This window comes from Bacillus thuringiensis (assembly GCF_001595725.1).
GTDB classification, from domain to species: domain Bacteria; phylum Bacillota; class Bacilli; order Bacillales; family Bacillaceae_G; genus Bacillus_A; species Bacillus_A thuringiensis_K.
In genome coordinates this window covers 1,433,388-1,452,099 of record NZ_CP014282.1, presented here as the reverse complement: position 1 = coordinate 1,452,099, position 18,712 = coordinate 1,433,388, and the positions used below count along the sequence as shown (strand labels likewise).

Genomic DNA, 18,712 nt, shown 5'->3' with positions numbered 1-18,712 from the left:
GTTCCCCTCATTTTCTTAACTTACGATAATCTAAATCTCCTCGCTCTAATGCGTGCATTAACATTTCAGCACTTGCCATATTCGTTGCAAGTGGAATCGCATATACATCACATAAACGAAGCAATGCATTCACATCCGGTTCATGCGGCTGTGCTGTTAATGGATCGCGGAAGAAAATCACCATATCTAAATCGTTCTTTGCAATCATTGCACCAATTTCTTGATCTCCACCAAGAGGGCCAGATTGATATCTTGTTACAACTAATCCAGTCGCTTCCATAATACGAAGCCCTGTCGTTCCTGTTGCAAATAATTCATGTTGTTCAAAAATTGGTTTATATGCGTATGCAAACGAAACCATATCATTTTTCTTTTTGTCATGTGCGATTAAGGCAATTTTCATCCGTTGTCTCCCCTTTAGTCGATAATATTTTCTAAACCGTACACAAGATGATCAAGGTTCATTACTGTCTCAATTGATAGTTTTACACCTGACATAAATGATGCACGATTGAATGAATCATGACGAACTGTTAACATTTGTCCATCTCCACCGAACATTACTTCTTGGTGTGCAATAAGCCCTGGCAAACGTACACTATGAATGTGAATACCGTCTACATTTGCACCACGTGCACCTGCTAGTTGCTCTACTTCATTTGGATGACCTTGCTGCTTTGATTCACGATTTTGACGAATTAACTCTACCGTTTTTACAGCTGTACCAGATGGTGCGTCTAATTTTTGATCATGATGTAATTCAATTACCTCAACATCTTGGAAATATTTCGCTGCCATTTGTGAGAATTTCATCATAAGAACTGCACCAATTGCAAAGTTTGGAGCAATAATTGTTCCTACTGCTTTTTCTTTTGCATTCTCTGTTAAACGTGCCAATTCTTCTTCTGTAAATCCAGTTGTACCAATAACCGAACGAAGTCCACGCTCAACTGCAAGTGTAACGTGTTGTTTCCCCACTTCTGGTGTTGTTAAATCTAACAACACATCTGCTTCTACTTCATCTAAACAAGTATGTAAATCAGCGTAAATCGGTGCATGTAATGCTGGCATGCCAGGTAAATCAGAAATCTTCTCACCACCATGCTTATAATCCACTGCTGCTACTAAATTAAAATGTTCCGTTCTTTCCATAAGAAGAACTGCTTCATGACCCATACGTCCTCTTGGTCCGGCGATAATTACTTTAATTTCTTTCATTATTCTTTCTCTCCCTCATCAATACGTGTCCAGCGATCTTTATCACGTGTATTAAATTTATTCATTACAATGTTATGTGCTGTCTCTAAATCAATATTTAAACTATTTGCCATACAAATCATAACAAATAATACATCTCCAAGCTCTTCTTCAATACTTCTTTCTTTTTCAGTTGTTTTCTTCGGTTTCTCACCATAATAATGATTTACCTCTCTTGCAAGCTCTCCCATTTCTTCCGTTAAACGAGCCATCATTGCAAGCGGACTGAAATAACCTTCTTTAAACTGACCAATATATGCATCTACTTCTTTCTGCATATCTTTCATCGTTTTTGCTTCCATACTATTCACCTCTAATCCTTCCTCTTTCATGTTAGCCAATTCATCGCGATTTGACAAATATTATTCCCCGCCAAACACCTATTTGCCACCCATTTTTGGATAGACTATAATAAAGTGAAACTTCTTTTGCGTTTTTTTTGCAAAAGATTAGCCCGTACCAATCGGGTTCCTACGGCTGGTTCGCCTTTCTTCAGAGCTTTCTCTCCTACCAGCCGTTGGTACGGCTGGTTTGCCCCTCTTCTTTGCTTCATCTCCTATCAGCCGTTGGTGCAGGTTCTTACTATTTTCACTAGCAACTAGAAATTACTTATTATTATGTTTTACCGTTTCAGCGGAGCAATGCAATCATTACATAATTAGGGGGATCTCTATATGACATCAAAATTGAAGATGCGAAATATTGTTTTTATTTTAATTGGTTCCGCTATATTTTCTTTCGGTATTGTCAATATTAATATTGAAAACCACCTTGCAGAGGGTGGGTTTACTGGTATTACACTATTATTGTATTTTTTATTTAAGTTTGATCCTTCCTACTCAAACTTAATTTTAAATATCCCTATATTTTTTATTGGTTGGAAGTTACTTGGCAGAGCGACATTTTTATATACATTAATTGGCACCTTTAGCGTATCTTTATTTCTATGGATTTTCCAGCGTTACGAAGTACTCAACTTACATTTAAACTTGCAAAATGATATGACACTCGCAGCTTTATTCGCCGGGGCATTTATCGGTATCGGCCTTGGAATAATATTTAAATATGGCGGGACTACTGGCGGTGTAGATATTATCGCACGACTAGCTCACAAATATGTTGGCTGGAGTATGGGGAAAACAATGTTTATGTTTGATGCTGTCGTTATCGTCGTCTCTATTCTTACCTATTTATCATACCGCGAGGGCATGTATACGCTAGTTGCTGTTTTTATCGGTGCTAAAGTCATTGATTTTATGCAAGAAGGAGCTTATGCTGCCAAAGGAGCGACTATTATCTCAGAGAAAAACGATGAAATTGCTGCCAAAATTTTATCTGAAATGGAGCGCGGAGCAACCTTTTTAAAAGCTGTTGGATCGTATACAAAAGTGGAACGTAACGTATTGTATTGCGTTGTTGCTAAAAATGAAATCGTGAAATTAAAAAATATCATTACTTCTGTAGATCCTCATGCTTTTGTCGCTGTAAGTGATGTACATGATGTAGTTGGTGAAGGATTTACGTTAGATGAAAATAAAAACCCTTTACATAATTAAATGTAACTAGAAAAGCGCCTTAGCTTTTCTAGTTTTTTATTACAATTCTTTTAAGCTTCTCTAAATCCTCATAAATAAGCTCCAATAAACCCCGATTATAAAAAATGGAAGCTGGATGAAAAGTCGGAAAAACTTCGTATTCTTTCTCTGACCATGTAAACTCTGCACTTTGCATATCCTTTAATTTTTGAATGGGCTGTTTTAATAATTGCCCGTGTACATCTGTGATTTTTTTATTTTTTCCTGTTAAACGTTGAAGACCGATATTTCCAAGCGTGACGATAAGCTTCGGATTTATTTTCTCTAATTCATAATCTAACAAAGGCGCATGGGCAACTATTTCTCCCTGATTTGGCGTTCTATTATATTTTTTTTGCATGACTTCACCATTTCGTTCTTTTTTCTCTCGCCATTTATAAGGTCTACTCCGAACAGCGCTCGTAATATATACTTCTTCCCTTGTAACATCAATACGCTCTAAAAAATCCATTAATTGTTTCCCCGCCCTCCCGCTAAACGGAATCCCATTATGAATTTCTGTTTCACCAGGCGCTTCTCCTAATAACATAAATTTGGGATTTTCAGGACCTTGTCCACTTAAAAAACCTTCTAGTTGATAAGGAGCACTGCGCTCTTGCACTTGTTTTACTAAATGGTCTGGATATTTCATTTCCCCCACCGCCTTTCCGCATTACTTCTATTATTTCTATTTGCAATACATTATATAATTCAATCCATACAACAAAAAAAGACTATCAAAATTGATAGTCTTTAGTCGTCGCTACGCTGCATACCAGTATACATTAATACGAGACGTAATAATTCAAATACCGCTACAGCTGCAGCTGCTACATATGTTAATGCTGCCGCATTTAATACTTTACGAGCTTGCCCATATTCATCTGTTGATACAATACCTAGCGCTTCAATTTGTTGCATTGCGCGCTTTGACGCATCAAACTCAACTGGCAATGTAACGAGCTGGAACACAACACCTGCTGCCATTAAAATGATACCTAATAACAACAAACCAGACATTTGTGCAAATATACCGATTAGGACGAAAATCCAAGACATATTCGAACCAAAGTTTGCAACTGGCACTAACGAATGACGAACGCGCATAAATTTATAATCTTTTGCATCTTGAATTGCGTGTCCTACTTCGTGTGCTGCAACTGCTGTACCAGCAACTGAATGTCCATAATAGTTATCTGTTGATAATCGAACCGTCTTAGCGGTTGGATCATAATGGTCTGATAAATGACCTGGTGTTTCTTCTACAGCTACGTTGTATAATCCATTTTCATCTAAAATTTTTCGAGCCACTTCCGCTCCTGTCATACCTGATGTTGAATAAACTTGTGAATACTTGCTATAGGCACTACGTACTCTTGACTGTGCATACAACGGTATGATCATTATGATCGCGAAGTAAATTAAATAAAACATCATGAACCTCCATTGAAGTTTTAATTATAGTACTTCTCATTCTATTTTCTTCTGCCACTATTGTCAATGAATAAACCTTACAATCCATATCTTTATTTATTGCATTATCTATTTTTAGAATGTACATTACTTTTTCTTTTTTCTCTCTCTCCTTTATACTTTCTCCATCCAACATAAGTTAATGTGAATAAAATAAGTCCCCCAGTAATTGTCATAAACCAAATGAGAGAGGGTGCAATTTCATCTTTTTTTACTGTGTGAAATATCTTTTGCAAATCCCCTTTAATAATCCCTAATTGCATTTGGCCGCCTTTCGTTTTTAACATAACGTTACGAAATTCATCTAAATAAGATAAATGAACATTTACACGCTGAACCTCGTTTTCTGGCAAAGCAATCATTAAGCTTGGATAAATAATATTGAATTCATTTAAAAACGTATTTAACGTTTGTTGAAACTGCCCAGCATCTTCTTTTTCCATCGCTTTTTCCATTTGAGAAAAGGCATCCATTACTTTCCTTTCTCTTTCCATCCAAAGTGGTTGATATTTCGATACTTGTGCATCAACAGCAAGTTGTAATGCCAGCACATTATCAATTTTAGCTTGCTTACCTAAACCTTCTTCAGAGAGCGATTGTTGCGCCTTATCGTAAGCTAAAGAAATAACTCTAACTTGATCTGGTGTTACTTCCTGCTTCTTTTCATTCCCCTTTATTAAAAACTGCTCCGAGAAATGTTGTAATACTTGTACCGCTTTTTCATCTTCATTACGCTTCACTAACTGTAACGAATCGTCTAACAACCCTGTTAGCTCATTCCACTCTTCAGCATATATACGTAACGGAAACATTATAATTAGAAATGCTATCAATCCAATTAATGTTCTCTTCATCCCGGTCCCCCCTATAACTACTAGTACAAAATATGTTAATTTGGACAAGAATAGAACAGAACTAGACCGAAAAATATATTATCATTTTACAAAGAAAAAAATTCTCTTTAAGCAGAGAATTTTTTCTGTGACATCCTTTTCTTTTTTACGAAATATCTATATAAACTGTAACAAAGTATACTACCACCTAAAATGAATAATAAAATAGCACACGCAGCATGCATAAAGAACTCTTCTGGTAACATTAATATAATTGGATCCTTTTCAGGATCAAAAACCCAATAATCATTACTAAATAAAAGCTTATGGAATAATACAAAACTCTTTTCAAAATTAATAGCAATTGGTAACATAAGCGCTATCGGAAAAATGATTGTTAAAATCGATCCGTGCAGTAAAAACTTTTCATTTTTCTTTTTTAATAAATAAATTCCGCCTATCACTGCAATCATAATTGTCGCATACATCACATATTGAATGTTTACTAAAATATTTTTAACATCTACAAAATGAATACGGCCATTTGTAGACATACCTAATGTTGGCAAATGTAATGCTCCGTCATAAAACGGGGATAAATATGTAATAAGCACATCGTAATTTCTTTTAATTTCATCCTTCGTCATATCCGCTAAATCAGGAATATTTAAAAAATCAATTTCAAAATAATACAGCCATTTTCCATATACAACTGCCATTGTTGAGAGTGCAAAAATAGAAAATGCTATGCTATATGAAACAACTAAAGTAATCAATCGATCCAATATTTTTGTACCACTCTTATTTTTCTCCATGTTCTCCCCCCTAAAATGTTCTAACCATCATAAAGAAAATTGTTTCCTTTGCTCACTTAAACAACAATAATATGTAATACATAATACAGCAATGCTTAACCAAAACGTAAAATAACCAATTTCCTCTACAAACAAATGCATAATTCCATATCGCGGCATTTGCCAAAATAAATAATCAATTGCATCGTTATGCAACGTCCACACAGCTGCTACTATAAAATGCCATTTTTTTATACGATAAAATGGGGCATATAAAAATCCTTGTACTGCCATCGCAAAGTGCGAAAGCATTAACATGTAGCCCATAAGGCCAATAGGCCCTTTTACGTAAATCATAATCCCGTTTACAACAACAGCCCAAATACCATATTTTATTAAAGTTACAATCGCTAACGCTTCTATTAATCCCCAGTTTCTCTTTGCCAAAAAAGCAATTAAAACAAAGACAAAAAAGAGACTCGCCATAGGACTATCTGGTACAAACGGCCAAAATATAGGTGACGTTTCTTTCAATTGATTTCCGTACCATATAAATCCGTAAATTGTACCTAATATGTTAACAATTAATAAAAATAATAATACCGAGCGTTGTCTTAACATTGCATACAAGTACACCAATCCGTATGTCCAACACCTTTCAAGCAAAGTAATTCATTCATTAAATCCTACTCTATTATAACAAACTTCATCCAACTAAATAGAAAAGCTGACTACAAATTTTGTAGTCAGCTTTTTATTATTTTTTATTATACTTTGCAATGAATTCCGAAAGCTTCTTCAGTTCCTCATCCGTACCTTTAAATACACCTTTAGGCATTGAACCTTTTCCCTCTTTCGCAATTTTAGCAATTTCTTCTGGCTTTAAAGTTAAGTTTTGCAGTGCCGGTGCTGCTGCCCCGCCCTGTAAATTGTCACCATGACATGTTAAACAAGTATTTTTTTGCATTAATTTATAGCCATCATCATTTTTATCAACTGGCGCTGTTTTTACAATTGCTCCTTGTTTTTTTGCAGCTTCCCAGTCGTGGTGTGCTACAGATTCCCAAGTTAAAAAAATAATCGATGCAATTGCTAAAAGCATAAATCCAGTTGCCACAGGACGCTTCAATGGACGTCTTTCTGGACCTCGATCAAGAAATGGAGCTAACAGTAATGCTCCAAACGCAATCCCTGGCATAATAAATGCTCCAATTACAGTAAATGAACCGGAAGCATAAGAATACTTTAATAACTGATACAAGAATAAGAAATACCAATCTGGAAGTGGTATATATCCAGCATCAGTTGGGTCCGCCATTCTCTCAAGCGGCGACGGATGCGCCACTGTTAAACATAAATAACCGATTAAAAAAACTGCACCAACCATCCATTCTTTTAACAAGAAGTTCGGCCAAAATGCTTCTGTTTTCCCTGGGTATTCAGAATAGTCTTTTGGAATATTTGGTTTCCGAGCTACTGGTACCCGAGAATCTCCTACAAACTTCATCCCTTTGCCGCGATGCATAATCTCCCTCCTTTAGTTCTTTCCCCTTTAATTTAGCAATCTCTTATAGTGGACCGGAAATACCTTGTTTGCGAATCATGATGAAGTGGAAGGCCATTAAACCTAGAAGTGCTGCTGGTAAGAAGAAGACGTGAATAGCAAAGAAGCGAGTTAATGTTTGAGCGCCAACAATTTCGGAATGACCAGCGAGTAATGTTTTAATATAAGGACCAATGAGCGGTGTTTGCTCTGCAATTTGAATCCCTACTTTTGTAGCAAATAAAGCTTTCATATCCCACGGCAATAAATATCCGGTAAAACCAAGACCTAACATAACAAAGAAAATAAGAACACCAACAATCCAGTTTAACTCACGGGGCTTTTTATACGCACCTTGGAAGAAAACTCTGAGTGTATGTAAAAACATCATTACAATTACGAGACTAGCACCCCAGTGGTGCATACCACGAACAATTTGCCCATAAGCAACTTCATTTTGTAAATAGTAAACTGATTCCCAAGCATTTTTAATATCAGGCACATAATACATCGTCAAAAACATTCCAGATAAAATTTGAATTACAGTAACGAAAAAGGTAAGTCCTCCAAAGCAATAGACGAATGCAGAAAAGTGATGTGCCGGGTTTACATGTTCAGGTACTTCATGATCAGCGATATCACGCCATATTGGTGTAATATCCAATCTTTCATCCACCCAATCATAAATTTTATTTAACATCTACTTTGCACCCCCTCTTGGCTTCGCTTTTCCTAGATACAGCGTTCCATCTTTCACTTTAGACTCGTACACATCAAGCGGAGCAAGGGGTGGCGTACCTTTAATGTTAATCCCATCTTTTGTATAACGCCCCCCGTGACATGGGCAAAAGAATTGATTCGGATGTGCTTTGTCCGAATTCCAGTTAACTGTACATCCTAAATGTTTACATACTGGAGAGAACGCAACAATGTCTCCGCTTTCATCTTTATGAACCCAAGCCGATTTTGGTTCTTCAGACTTGTACCAACCATCAACCTGCTTCACTTTAAAATCGAAACGCTTCGGCTCTGTTGTAATATCCTTTACTTGCGCAACAGCAACCATATCTGTTCCCGCTTCTTTTCTTAACACCGGATCAAGCGCAAATCGCGTCATCGGCATTAAAATACCGGCAGCCATAAAGCCTCCTACCCCTGTGAGTGTGTAATTTAAAAATTGTCTTCTTGACACGCGATGTTCTTTGTCGCTCACGAAAATTTCCCCCCTCTATCAGAAATTGTCCCCTCGTGATAAATTATATAAAAAATAAAAACTAGGACACTATCATGATATAATACGCTCATGCACAGGTCAATATCATACTACTCATAATAATAAGAACTTTCTGTTTATTGCAAGTTTCCCCATTTCTCTTCCAACATCACCATTATATTTTTTATATGCGCATGAATAACTTCTCTTTTTGCTTGATCACTAAATTGTTCTAACGCTAATGAAGGAAACCAAAATAAATCTCCCTGTAACTCTTGCATATCCTCTTTCCATGAAAAATCACTTGTAACATAAGCAATATGCTTAAAACCTTCACTTCGTAAATGATTTGTCCATTCTTGCAAACGACCTTTTTCATTCTTTTGACTTTCTACCAAATACGTAAACGCAGGCAGTAAAAGCACTCTTCCTTTATACTCTCTTTCCAATTCCGTGCTCAATAATTCGATAAATTCACCTTGTTCTACAATCATTTTCATTTCTTTTGCTGCTGAAATTGATAACAGCGGTATTACTCCTGTATCAACATACTCTCTTGCTTGCTCAAACTGTTCTACATCTTTTACAATCCACTTCAAATCCCTTCCCTCCTTCACTTACAAATGACAGAACTTTCACTTTATATATATTAAACCACACTAAAAGAGGTAAAAAAAGAAAAACTACCTAATATAGGTAGTTTTTCTTAATAAAAGTCTGAAATTTGTAAAAATTAATTAATCCAAATAAATTCTATAAAGTCTTTAACTCTGCCGTTAATCTATGAAACGCTTCCTTATCTTGCTTATCTAACGCTTCATCAATTTGTTTCAAAAGGCGTTCTCTCCTAAACAAAAATACACTTTCTTCCAAAAACCTTTCTGCAAGTAAACGATCTTTTTCATTTACTTCAATATGCTTTGGTAGATATGGATTTTCTTCTAATACAGCTACATAATTCGCATTTTGAAACGATGATTTAAAGTTGAGTTGAATATAAATATCCTCATCTCGATTTAAACGAATATCATGAAACGATTTTTCAGCATCTGTTGTCATAACATTTTGTTTAAAAAAGTGAAACGGTGTGTCTTTCACACAATTCGCTGACATTACTAAGCCACGCGGACAATATTTTGCATGCTCTACGAAGTGGACTTTATGCATCAATTGGTCGTGACTCATTAAATAATTCAGAATCCATACACATTCACGCTGTTTCAGTTGGTAATTATTCAAAAACCATTTTACAAAATCCTTCTTCTCGTTTACAGAAACAGGGGTATTCATAGCAATTAAGTCCCTCCTCTGTCTTTCTCTTTTCTTTTTAGATTCAAGAAGCGGCATTCAGTTTCCTTCCAACTTATGAAAAATCCTCTAAATTATATAACAACTCTTCAATATGAATTTGTGTCGGGTCTAGTTGTAATAACTGGGTAAATACTTCTTTCGCCTCTTTTCGTTTTCCTTCTTCCAATAAGAAATAACCGTACTCTTCTAAGAAGTCTGGATGATTCTTAAAAGAAGTATATGCACTTTCATAGTGTTTTAATGCATCCGAATACATTTCTAATTGTTTTTTTGCATACGCAAGATCCCAAAGTAGTTGTGTATCTGGTTCTCCACTATCAATAGCACGCTCTACAATTGCAATTAACTCTTCGTACTTTTCTTGTTCTTTTAAGATATATGCATATTTTAATGTTGCACCTAAATGCCCTGGATCTAACTCAAGCGCTTTTTGAAGAACTTCCTCTGCTTCTACTATTTTTCCTAATTTCGCCGCAATGTTCGCTAACTCTACATAAAATGGAACTGAAAGCTCATCTACTTTAATTCCTTCATGAAGCGTTTCATAGCTTTCTTGAAGCATTCCTTCTTTTTCATAGCTTTTCGCTAAATACATGTACAGTGATGCGTACTCAGGGTCTAATTCTTTTAGTTCTTGCCAAGCACCAATTGCTCTCTGATATTCTTCACCTTGGTATAATGTAAAGGCATATCCAAATAATGAGTGAATATCTTTTTGTTCCTCTAGGCCTGCTTCATAATAAGAAATCGCTTCTTCCCAGTTTCCGATCGCGCTTAACGTTTCTGCGAGGCGAAGTGCAATCACAACACCACCCATTACTTTATGTTCCGCTAATAGCGATTCATAATAAGTAATTGCCTTTTGTTCTTCACCTTTACTACTATATAATTCTGCTAACCCAAACGTAATAACAGGTTCATCAGGCATCATTTCTTTCGCCTTTAATAGTTTTTGCTCTGCTACATCATCAAAACCTTGCATTTGGAATAAATCTGCAACAAGTAATAACGATTGAACATATAAATCGTCATTTTCTGGAATATCATGAAGCACTTCAATCGCTTCATCTTCTTTATCTAGATCAATATATAATTCTGCTAAAAATACAGTGAATTCACTTTCTTCTGGATACAGTAAACGTAAGTCTTCAGTAATTGCTAATGCCTCATCTGTAAATCCAAGCGTATGATAGTAACGAGCGATATCATACTTCTCTTCATCATTCGCAATTTTTAATTGTTCTTTTAATAATTGTAATCCTTTTTCCGCTTCACCATTTTCAATATATGAAACAGCTTGTTCAAACTTTTGCATAAACGTCTCCTTTAATTCTAAAAAATATTCTCTTCTGTTCATTTACCCCGCTATTAACGGGCAGTAAGACCCCCACCTCAAAATTCAGCTAAGGCAAAGAAGTTAGTTTTGGGATCAACTGCCCGTAAAAGCCCGATTGGTTCAACTAATAATCAGCGGGGGATAAACATCCCCCCACTGATTAAAGTTTCACTTTATCATAAGCAACTCACTGTTAGAACGCAACCTTTAGAATGAGCATGCATCTTCTTATACTTCTTCTTACAGAGTAGGTAATTGTTCAAACGGTTCGAATATGACACCGATACCTTATCCTCATCTTCTATTGTACCGCTTTCTTTTATGACCGTGCAAATAACTTCTCTCACTAATTATCGAGCCATACAAACTATGGTTTACAGAACAACTTAATTAGCAGTCTTCAACCTTTATTTTTAATGCGATAAAAAAGGCTCCTATACTAGGAGCCTTCACAATCTCTTAAGAATATGTTTCTTCTTTCTGTACTTGCTCATTTACAAGCTCTTTCAGCAACTCTATAATTTCATCATTTTCTTCCTTCAAACCGACAGTAATACGAATACCATCATCGATACCAAATGCAGCACCAGAACGAACGATATATCCTTTTTTCATTAATCGTTCGAAAGCTTCATTACCCGGTATACCAAGTTTTAAGAAAATGAAATTTGTTTGAGATGGATAATAGAATACGTTATATTCTTTACAAAATGCATAATACTGATTTAAACCTTCAGCATTCTTTTGCACACAATCTTGTAAAAATGCTTGATCTTCTAATGCAGCGAGTGCTACAGATTGGGCTACAGTTGATGTATTGAATGGTAACCTAGCTACTTCTAGCTGTCCGATTAACTTCGCATCCCCAATCGCATATCCGATACGAAAAGCAGCTAAACCATATGCTTTTGAAAACGTGCGTAAAACCATAAGATTTTCATACTTTTCAAGAAGTGGTAATGTTTGCGGATAATCTTCTGCTTCCGCGTATTCATAATATGCTTCGTCCATAATAACGAGAGCCGACTTAGGAACTGATTCTAAAAGTGAAAGTAATTTTTGTTTCTCAACATATGTACCTGTTGGATTATTCGGATTACAAATCCATACAATTTTCGTTTTCTCATCTACTTGCTCTAGCATTGCATCTAAATCGTGAATACCATCTTTAAGTGATACTTCACGAACTTCTGCTCCTTCAATAACAGCATGGTGATGATATTGTGAAAACGTAGGATTCGCCATTACAACGTTTGTTCCTTCATGTAGTAACGCTCGGCTAATCATTTGAATGACTTCATCTAATCCACTACCAAATAGTAGTTGTTCTGCTTTTACACCTAAATGTTCCGCTACTTTTGTCCGAAGTTTAAAGGCATATCCATCTGGATAAAGGGCATATTGGCTCGCTAAAGAAGTTAATGCTTCTGTCACACGTGCTGAACAACCGAATGGATTTTCGTTGGATGCTAATTTCACAATTTTTGATAAACCATATTCCCTTTTTACTTCTTCAATGTTTTTCCCAGGCACATACGCTCTCAAAGTTAACAATTGCTCTTTCACTCTCATTTTTCTTCCCCCAGTCATTTCATTCAATTTGATTACAATACGGTTATAGCCCCTTACTGTAATCTTTTGTCATAACCGTCACTATTACGAGAATACCTCTAAATGAGCACTTCACAGCACTTCGCTATCATTTTAAACCATATCTTTTTGAAATGCCTCTAACGCAATATGAACAGTCTCATCTGAAATAGATACGACATTCACTACCCCATATTCCTGCATAAGCACCATATGAATTGCTCCTGCATTTGCTTTCTTATCTTGTTTCATCAATTGAACGAGGCGCTCTACATTCAAATCTCTTGGCATTTTTGGATAGCCGTATTTCAAGAACCACTGCTTCATATCTTCATAAGCAAGATCAACCTTGTACACTTGCTCACTTAAAAATATGGCGAATAACATTCCAACCGCTACACCGTCACCGTGAGTAATATTTCCATACCCTAGCTCTTTTTCAAGAGCATGTCCTAACGTATGTCCAAAGTTCAAATGAGCACGTATACCCTTCTCTGTTTCATCTTGTGACACAACATTTGCCTTTACAGGAATCGCCTTCGTTAATATATGGATTAACTTCTCATCATGAAGATCCGCTAATGTTTGCACTTCTTCTTTTAACCAATGGTATAGCTCCACATCACCGATAAGAGCATGCTTTATCACCTCTGCATAACCTGAACGCCACTCTTTTTCAGGAAGAGACTGTAAAAACGGTGTATGATATACAACTGCTTCTGGCTGATGGAATGCACCAATCATATTTTTACCTAATGGATGGTTAATCGCTACTTTCCCACCCACTGCGCTATCGTGCGCTAATAAAGTTGTCGGAACCTGCACAAAGCGAATACCACGCATAAACGATGCAGCAACAAAACCAGCTAAATCTCCAATCATTCCGCCTCCAAGTGCAAGAATTAATGAATTTCTATCTAATTTATTTTCAAGAGCTGACGTATGAGCCGCATAGAAATTTTCGAAAGACTTCTCTTTTTCGCCACTTGGTACAACAAACGAAAACACGTGCTGCTCTACTTGTAATGCATCGATAACTGTCTGTAAATGTAGTGATGCAACAGCTTCATCTGAAATGATCATTACGTTAGATACCGCTGGCTGCATATTTTGAACGATCATTGTTAAGTTTGACAACGCTTCTTTACCAACATGTACATCATATTCTTTTGATTTCGTTTGAATATGTATGTTTCCCATTAAAATCCCCTCGCATATTCATTATGTTTCTCAATATTTTCACGAATTAGTTCCATACGATCTAATCCGAATTGTTCTATTAAAGCTGTCGCTAATTCCCAAGCCACAACCGCTTCTGCAACGACACTAGCTGCTGGCACTGCACAACTATCTGAACGTTCAATACTCGCTGTAAAAGGCTCTTTCGTATCAATATCTACACTTTGAAGAGGTTTATAAAGTGTAGGTATCGGTTTCATCACACCGCGCACAACAATTGGCATTCCAGTCGTCATACCGCCTTCTAGTCCACCTGCATTATTTGTTCTTCGTGTATATCCATGCTCCTCATCCCACAGAATTTCATCATGAACTTCACTTCCTGGTCTATGCGCTGCTTCAAAACCAATTCCAATCTCGACACCTTTAAAAGCATTAATACTCATAATTGCAGCTGCTAATTTCGCATCCAGTTTTCGATCATAATGCACGTAGCTACCTACTCCAATTGGCATCCCTTCCACAATTACTTCAACGATTCCACCAATTGAATCACCATTTGCTTTCGCATCATCAATCGCTTTCATCATTTGGTTACCAGCTTCTTCATCTAAGCAACGTACAGAAGATGCTTCTGTAATACTCTTTAATTCTTCAATTGAACTATACGTAATCTCCTTAGCTTGTACACCGCCAATTTCAATTACATGGCCCGCCACTTTAATACCAAGTTCTGCTAACACCTTTTTAGCAACCGCACCAGCAGCAACACGTACCGTCGTTTCGCGCGCTGACGAGCGTTCCAGTACATTCCTCATATCTCTATGACCATATTTAATCGCACCATTTAAATCAGCATGCCCAGGCCTTGGTTTTGTCACTTTCCTTTTCATCTCTTTTTCTTCTTGCTCAGTTAAAGGCTCCGCCCCCATAATTTTTGTCCAGTGTGCAAAATCACGATTTTCAACAACAAGTGCAATAGGGGAACCTAATGTTTCTCCATGTCTAACACCACTTAAAATTTGCACTTGATCCGTTTCAATTTGCATGCGTCTACCGCGCCCATATCCCTTTTGCCTTCTAGCTAACTCTTCGTTTATATCATCTGCTACTAAAGACAATCCTGCCGGAACACCTTCTATAATCGTTGTAAGTTGTGGACCATGAGATTCACCAGCTGTAATATATCGCATACGTTATTCCTCTTTTCGTATATGTATTTATCTCACTATATTAACTTTTATCATTCTAAAAATATTAAAGAAATTATATCATAAATCGACCATTTTCTTATTCTATATTTCCGATAGGCCTAATTTAAATATCAACATATCATAACAGCTCAAACTTCGTAACTAACTGAAAATAAAAAAAGTGCAAGAAGAATACCCCTATTCTCCTTGCACTTTTTACTATTATCACAGTGATTAAAGCGTTTACAAATTATTTCAAAATAATTAGTAAATCCATTCATTCATTAATTTTGAGTAGTCAACTAATTCTTCTTCTTTAAAGAAAATAGCAATCTCGCGCTCTGCGCTTTCTAAAGAATCAGAACCATGGATAATGTTTTTCGCAACAGTTACACCGAAATCTCCACGAATTGTTCCAGGAGCTGCTTCATGTGGTCTTGTTTTCCCCATCATGTTACGCGCTGTATCTACTACACCTTCACCTTGCCATACCATTGCGAATACAGGTCCAGATGTAATAAACTCTACTAACTCACCAAAGAAAGGTTTTTCCTTATGCTCAGCGTAGTGTTGTCCAGCAATTTCCGGAGTGACTTGCATTAATTTTGCACCAACTAATTGAAAGCCTTTTTTCTCAAAACGAGCTACAATTTCCCCAATGAAGGCACGTTGTACACCGTCTGGTTTTACCATTAGAAATGTTTTTTCCATAAAAAATCTCTCCACTTCTGAATTATGTATGTAATTGTATATCCCCACACACATATTATCACCCTTATCACAATTGTGCAATAGTTTTGAAATAGAGAGATTATTTTATTTTTTAGAATAAACATTAAAATTTTCGTTTTCCAATATACTTTGCAACATTTTGTAATGCGTACTTTGCTTTTCCACGTGGAAGTGGTTTTATTATTTCTAAAGCTTTATGTAAATAACGTTCACTAAACGCAAATGCTTGATCAATTGCTGTACTATTTTTTACAGCATCAATAATTTCTTGCATTTCACTTGCTGTTGAATTTTCATGTACAGATGTGATTTTCTGACGAAGTACTGGATCTTCCATCGCATATAAAGCAGGAAGTGTAATATTCCCTTGTAGTAAATCTCCGCCAGCAGGTTTTCCAAGTTTCTCTTCTGTGGAAACGAAGTCTAAAATGTCATCAATAATTTGATAAGACATCCCTACAAAATACCCATACCAAAATAGACGATTTACCGTATCACGATTAGCACCAGCAGCAATCGCTCCCAATTGACAACTCGCGGCAATTAATAATGCTGTTTTTCGCTTTATTCTTCTTAAATACGTTCTTAAATTTTGGTCATAATTGTATTTATCTTTAATTTGTTCAATTTCACCTTTACAGACTTCTAAAATAGTATGTGATAACGCTTGATGCGCCTCTGGAATTTCGATATTTGTTATACATTCAAGAGACTTAGCGAACAGATAGTCCCCTGTATACATCGCAATACGATCTCCCCATTTCGCATTCACAGTCGCACTGCCGCGTCGTAAAAATGCAGCATCAATAACATCATCGTGAACAAGAGAAGCCATATGAATAAGTTCTAACGCAACAGCAACATGCTTAATCGCATCTAACTTATAATCTCCAAATTTCCCTGCAAGCAACACAAATACAGGACGAATTCGTTTCCCACCAGCTTCAATAAGCTGTAATGCTGCCTCTTCTACTAATGGCTGTTCAGAAGCGACTGTCTTTTTTAATTCTTTTTCTATCACATTAATATCCGATCGTAAAAAAGAGTACATAAGTTGTAACTTCATATTGTTCACCTTAACCTAAAACTTCTTTTTTCTATTTTGATTCTGGTTTAATACCTAAATGCATCGCTGCTACCCCAAAAGTAAATGGTTTCACTTGCACACGTTCAAGTCCAGCTTGCTCAAACATTTGAGCCAATTCTTTCATTCCTGGGAACGTACTAGCAGATTCTTGAAGCCATGAATATTCTTTATAACTTTTCGCAAACATCTTTCCAAATAACGGCATGATATATTTAAAGTATAAAATATACCCTTGTCGAAAACCAATCATTGTTGGTTGAGATGTTTCTAAACAGATTACTTTTCCACCTGGTTTTACTACACGCGTCATTTCTTTTAATACGTGCATATAATCCGGCACGTTACGTAAACCAAACCCAATCGTCACATAATCAAACGTATTATCTTCAAACGGAAGTTCCATTGCATTCCCATGTAGAAGTTCTACTTGTTTTAATTGTAACGCCTCTACCTTTTGCTTACCGACAGATAACATATTTTCACTGAAGTCTAAGCCAACAACCTTTCCTTGTTCACCTACGGCTCCAGCTAGCGCAATTGTCCAATCCGCGGTTCCACAGCATACATCAAGCGCTTGACTGCCTGGTTGTACATCCATAATTCGCATCGTTTCTTTACGCCACGCTTTATGTCTTTGAAAACTAATTACAGAATTCATCACATCGTATTTATCAGAAATCTTTTCAAATACGTCATGTACTCTTTCTTCTTTTGATTGTTGCATGCTCGTACCTTCTTCCAATGTAAAATTGCTTATGTCTTCTATTTATTCCTTAACACAGAATTTATTTTATTTATATCTGTGTGATTTTCTAAAAATTGTTTTTCTTTCTTTCTCAAGTCCTTCAGCCAACCATTAATCACTACTTCTGCTTTATCCCCTAAAGCATCTTGCATAGCTTGAAAAACAGGTGAATGTTGTTTATCAGCATACAATTGAATTTCTTTTTGAAGGCGATTTCCACCTAATACGTATGTGATAAATGGCTTCCAATGTGATAAATGAAAATGATCACATGTTTTTTGAAGGAGTGCAGACTCAATCGTTACTATGCTTTTCATTATGTCATTCATCGTTTCATGCGCTTTTTGGTATAACATAATTTTGTGTTCATTTATCTCTTTAATTCCTTCAGCAAGTGCACGAATTAAAACAATATCACGGTTCATAGACAATAAATAATAATATAGTCCACTATAGTAATCGCCTGCAAGTACTGTTAATTGACGACATTTATGCGATTCAATTTCTTCCTCGCCTACTTTATTTGATACCCTTTCATGTGTATCAAGCGCAATTTGTACAAGCATAATTGTTACTACGTAATGCTCAATTTGTTCTATATGTAAGTTTGCACTCTTTAAAGCACCATATAACAATGCTATCTTTTCTTCATCAATAAATGGTTCTTCAATATAGTTTATAAAATAAGGATGGCGTAATTTCTCCATCAATTTTTCTTTTATACCCGCATACCCTCCGTAGATGTCACACACAAAAAATCACCCTTGTTTTCTAATTCATAAAACTTATTATAACACATACACTCTATTTTCTATAACCAAAACTTGGCTACACCTACCATTCATGTAAGCA

22 protein-coding genes are annotated in these 18,712 nt (G+C 36.1%); 1 reads left to right on the top strand and 21 read right to left on the bottom strand.

Annotated features, from left to right (window positions below):
* Nucleotides 1–7: 7 nt before the first annotated feature.
* The 3 genes from mgsA to AXW78_RS07415 are packed head-to-tail and all read right to left on the bottom strand — an operon-like array spanning nucleotide 8 to nucleotide 1,559.
* Nucleotides 8–403, bottom strand: a complete 396-nt coding sequence (mgsA, locus tag AXW78_RS07425) for a methylglyoxal synthase (RefSeq protein WP_000684765.1) — start codon at nucleotides 401–403, stop codon at nucleotides 8–10.
* Between the two features lie 14 nt (nucleotides 404–417).
* Entirely contained in the window at nucleotides 418–1,218 is an 801-nt protein-coding gene (dapB, locus tag AXW78_RS07420; protein ID WP_000658810.1) for a dihydrodipicolinate reductase, read from the bottom strand.
* Nucleotides 1,218–1,559: a nucleotide pyrophosphohydrolase gene (locus AXW78_RS07415; protein WP_002108639.1), complete on the bottom strand. Its 342-nt coding sequence runs from the start codon at nucleotides 1,557–1,559 to the stop codon at nucleotides 1,218–1,220. The genes dapB and AXW78_RS07415 overlap by 1 nt, the downstream gene beginning before the upstream one ends.
* A gap of 372 nt (nucleotides 1,560–1,931) precedes the next feature.
* Here AXW78_RS07415 and AXW78_RS07410 point away from each other — a divergent pair, with 372 nt between their 5' ends.
* A complete protein-coding gene (locus AXW78_RS07410) occupies nucleotides 1,932–2,813 on the top strand; it encodes a YitT family protein (RefSeq protein WP_000202124.1) in 882 nt (293 codons plus the stop codon).
* 28 nt (nucleotides 2,814–2,841) lie between these two features.
* On the opposite strand, the gene AXW78_RS07405 is transcribed toward AXW78_RS07410, so the two are convergent.
* The 18 genes from AXW78_RS07405 to AXW78_RS07320 all read right to left on the bottom strand — a co-directional run bounded on the left by AXW78_RS07405 (nucleotide 2,842) and on the right by AXW78_RS07320 (nucleotide 18,612).
* A complete protein-coding gene (locus tag AXW78_RS07405; RefSeq protein ID WP_061883936.1) occupies nucleotides 2,842–3,483 on the bottom strand; it encodes a uracil-DNA glycosylase in 642 nt (213 codons plus the stop codon).
* A gap of 101 nt (nucleotides 3,484–3,584) precedes the next feature.
* Nucleotides 3,585–4,268, bottom strand: coding sequence for a zinc metallopeptidase (locus AXW78_RS07400; RefSeq protein ID WP_058839490.1), 684 nt, complete (start codon nucleotides 4,266–4,268; stop codon nucleotides 3,585–3,587).
* Nucleotides 4,269–4,369: 101 nt separating this feature from the next.
* Entirely contained in the window at nucleotides 4,370–5,158 is a 789-nt protein-coding gene (gene ypjB, locus AXW78_RS07395; protein ID WP_000831584.1) for a sporulation protein YpjB, read from the bottom strand.
* Between the two features lie 107 nt (nucleotides 5,159–5,265).
* Nucleotides 5,266–5,952: a lipoprotein intramolecular transacylase Lit gene (locus AXW78_RS07390; protein WP_000414380.1), complete on the bottom strand. Its 687-nt coding sequence runs from the start codon at nucleotides 5,950–5,952 to the stop codon at nucleotides 5,266–5,268.
* A gap of 27 nt (nucleotides 5,953–5,979) precedes the next feature.
* Nucleotides 5,980–6,570 carry a lipoprotein heptaprenylglyceryl N-acetyltransferase LhaT gene (locus tag AXW78_RS07385; RefSeq protein ID WP_116777454.1) on the bottom strand — a complete coding sequence of 197 codons (591 nt, stop codon included), beginning with the start codon at nucleotides 6,568–6,570 and terminating at the stop codon, nucleotides 5,980–5,982.
* Nucleotides 6,571–6,688: 118 nt separating this feature from the next.
* On the bottom strand, nucleotides 6,689–7,456 hold the full coding sequence (gene qcrC / locus AXW78_RS07380; RefSeq protein ID WP_000554602.1) for a menaquinol-cytochrome c reductase cytochrome b/c subunit: 768 nt from the start codon (nucleotides 7,454–7,456) through the stop codon (nucleotides 6,689–6,691).
* Nucleotides 7,457–7,499: 43 nt separating this feature from the next.
* Nucleotides 7,500–8,174 (bottom strand): menaquinol-cytochrome c reductase cytochrome b subunit, encoded by a 675-nt coding sequence (gene qcrB / locus AXW78_RS07375; RefSeq protein ID WP_000932700.1) that lies wholly within the window; start codon nucleotides 8,172–8,174, stop codon nucleotides 7,500–7,502.
* Nucleotides 8,175–8,687: a menaquinol-cytochrome c reductase iron-sulfur subunit gene (qcrA, locus tag AXW78_RS07370; RefSeq protein ID WP_001280593.1), complete on the bottom strand. Its 513-nt coding sequence runs from the start codon at nucleotides 8,685–8,687 to the stop codon at nucleotides 8,175–8,177.
* A gap of 137 nt (nucleotides 8,688–8,824) precedes the next feature.
* Entirely contained in the window at nucleotides 8,825–9,286 is a 462-nt protein-coding gene (locus AXW78_RS07365) for a YpiF family protein (RefSeq protein ID WP_046945518.1), read from the bottom strand.
* Between the two features lie 154 nt (nucleotides 9,287–9,440).
* Complete coding sequence (locus AXW78_RS07360) at nucleotides 9,441–9,977, bottom strand: ReoY family proteolytic degradation factor (RefSeq protein ID WP_061883935.1); 537 nt, start codon at nucleotides 9,975–9,977, stop codon at nucleotides 9,441–9,443.
* A gap of 73 nt (nucleotides 9,978–10,050) precedes the next feature.
* Nucleotides 10,051–11,313 (bottom strand): tetratricopeptide repeat protein, encoded by a 1,263-nt coding sequence (locus AXW78_RS07355; protein WP_001168671.1) that lies wholly within the window; start codon nucleotides 11,311–11,313, stop codon nucleotides 10,051–10,053.
* A gap of 480 nt (nucleotides 11,314–11,793) precedes the next feature.
* Nucleotides 11,794–12,906, bottom strand: a complete 1,113-nt coding sequence (gene hisC, locus AXW78_RS07350; protein ID WP_061883934.1) for a histidinol-phosphate transaminase — start codon at nucleotides 12,904–12,906, stop codon at nucleotides 11,794–11,796.
* 132 nt (nucleotides 12,907–13,038) lie between these two features.
* Nucleotides 13,039–14,124 carry a 3-dehydroquinate synthase gene (gene aroB, locus AXW78_RS07345; RefSeq protein WP_000526810.1) on the bottom strand — a complete coding sequence of 362 codons (1,086 nt, stop codon included), beginning with the start codon at nucleotides 14,122–14,124 and terminating at the stop codon, nucleotides 13,039–13,041.
* Nucleotides 14,124–15,296: a chorismate synthase gene (aroC, locus tag AXW78_RS07340; protein WP_001269388.1), complete on the bottom strand. Its 1,173-nt coding sequence runs from the start codon at nucleotides 15,294–15,296 to the stop codon at nucleotides 14,124–14,126. Before aroC ends, aroB begins: the two co-directional genes overlap by 1 nt.
* A gap of 264 nt (nucleotides 15,297–15,560) precedes the next feature.
* A complete protein-coding gene (gene ndk / locus AXW78_RS07335) occupies nucleotides 15,561–16,007 on the bottom strand; it encodes a nucleoside-diphosphate kinase (RefSeq protein WP_000415884.1) in 447 nt (148 codons plus the stop codon).
* Between the two features lie 124 nt (nucleotides 16,008–16,131).
* Nucleotides 16,132–17,094, bottom strand: coding sequence for a heptaprenyl diphosphate synthase component II (hepT, locus tag AXW78_RS07330; protein ID WP_000776077.1), 963 nt, complete (start codon nucleotides 17,092–17,094; stop codon nucleotides 16,132–16,134).
* 31 nt (nucleotides 17,095–17,125) lie between these two features.
* Entirely contained in the window at nucleotides 17,126–17,839 is a 714-nt protein-coding gene (gene menG, locus AXW78_RS07325; RefSeq protein ID WP_001187674.1) for a 2-heptaprenyl-1,4-naphthoquinone methyltransferase, read from the bottom strand.
* Between the two features lie 38 nt (nucleotides 17,840–17,877).
* Nucleotides 17,878–18,612 carry a heptaprenyl diphosphate synthase component 1 gene (locus AXW78_RS07320; protein WP_000332855.1) on the bottom strand — a complete coding sequence of 245 codons (735 nt, stop codon included), beginning with the start codon at nucleotides 18,610–18,612 and terminating at the stop codon, nucleotides 17,878–17,880.
* Between the last annotated feature and the right edge of the window lie 100 nt (nucleotides 18,613–18,712).

Bases quoted from the DNA above. Each gene is read 5' to 3' on its own strand.
- AXW78_RS07400 (WP_058839490.1), bottom strand. From the start codon at position 4,268: ATGATGTTTTATTTAATTTACTTCGCGATCATAATGATCATACCGTTG.
- hepT (WP_000776077.1), bottom strand. From the start codon at position 17,094: ATGAAGTTACAACTTATGTACTCTTTTTTACGATCGGATATTAATGTG.
- AXW78_RS07360 (WP_061883935.1), bottom strand. From the start codon at position 9,977: ATGAATACCCCTGTTTCTGTAAACGAGAAGAAGGATTTTGTAAAATGG.
- AXW78_RS07390 (WP_000414380.1), bottom strand. From the start codon at position 5,952: ATGGAGAAAAATAAGAGTGGTACAAAAATATTGGATCGATTGATTACT.
- AXW78_RS07405 (WP_061883936.1), bottom strand. From the start codon at position 3,483: ATGAAATATCCAGACCATTTAGTAAAACAAGTGCAAGAGCGCAGTGCT.
- ndk (WP_000415884.1), bottom strand. From the start codon at position 16,007: ATGGAAAAAACATTTCTAATGGTAAAACCAGACGGTGTACAACGTGCC.
- mgsA (WP_000684765.1), bottom strand. From the start codon at position 403: ATGAAAATTGCCTTAATCGCACATGACAAAAAGAAAAATGATATGGTT.
- aroB (WP_000526810.1), bottom strand. From the start codon at position 14,124: ATGGGAAACATACATATTCAAACGAAATCAAAAGAATATGATGTACAT.
- AXW78_RS07415 (WP_002108639.1), bottom strand. From the start codon at position 1,559: ATGGAAGCAAAAACGATGAAAGATATGCAGAAAGAAGTAGATGCATAT.
- ypjB (WP_000831584.1), bottom strand. From the start codon at position 5,158: ATGAAGAGAACATTAATTGGATTGATAGCATTTCTAATTATAATGTTT.
- AXW78_RS07410 (WP_000202124.1), top strand. From the start codon at position 1,932: ATGACATCAAAATTGAAGATGCGAAATATTGTTTTTATTTTAATTGGT.
- hisC (WP_061883934.1), bottom strand. From the start codon at position 12,906: ATGAGAGTGAAAGAGCAATTGTTAACTTTGAGAGCGTATGTGCCTGGG.
- qcrC (WP_000554602.1), bottom strand. From the start codon at position 7,456: ATGCATCGCGGCAAAGGGATGAAGTTTGTAGGAGATTCTCGGGTACCA.
- menG (WP_001187674.1), bottom strand. From the start codon at position 17,839: ATGCAACAATCAAAAGAAGAAAGAGTACATGACGTATTTGAAAAGATT.
- aroC (WP_001269388.1), bottom strand. From the start codon at position 15,296: ATGCGATATATTACAGCTGGTGAATCTCATGGTCCACAACTTACAACG.
- dapB (WP_000658810.1), bottom strand. From the start codon at position 1,218: ATGAAAGAAATTAAAGTAATTATCGCCGGACCAAGAGGACGTATGGGT.
- qcrB (WP_000932700.1), bottom strand. From the start codon at position 8,174: ATGTTAAATAAAATTTATGATTGGGTGGATGAAAGATTGGATATTACA.
- AXW78_RS07355 (WP_001168671.1), bottom strand. From the start codon at position 11,313: ATGCAAAAGTTTGAACAAGCTGTTTCATATATTGAAAATGGTGAAGCG.